Source organism: Neobacillus drentensis (assembly GCF_036966985.1).
GTDB classification, from domain to species: domain Bacteria; phylum Bacillota; class Bacilli; order Bacillales; family Cytobacillaceae; genus Neobacillus; species Neobacillus drentensis_E.
Genome location: NZ_JBALSN010000304.1, coordinates 1 through 328 on the forward strand (window position 1 = coordinate 1; position 328 = coordinate 328).

Below are 328 nucleotides of genomic sequence, written 5' to 3' on the forward strand. Positions count from 1 at the left end.
GACCATTTCAGGGTCAAGTGCAGATGTCGGCTCGTCAAACAGCATGATCTTAGGATTCATTGCCAGTGCCCTTGCGATAGCAACACGTTGTTTTTGTCCCCCGGATAGTTCGCCCGGATAACTATTAGCTTTTTCTCTTAACCCTACTTTATCAAGCAGCTCATATGCTAATTTATCCGCCGCAGATTTTTCGATAGAGCGAATTTTAATAGGTCCCATCGTGATGTTTTCTAAGACGGTTTTATGAGGGAATAGATTGAATTGCTGGAAAACCATTCCCACTTCTTGTCTAACCTTGTTGATATTAATCTTGTTGTCTGTGATATCC

At 41.8% G+C, this 328-nt stretch carries 1 protein-coding gene; it reads right to left on the reverse strand.

Features of this window, described 5'->3' with window-relative positions; all coding sequences use genetic code 11:
• Positions 1-328: ATP-binding cassette domain-containing protein (locus tag V7659_RS19610; protein ID WP_335541573.1), on the reverse strand; the 328-nt coding region annotated here is incomplete at both ends.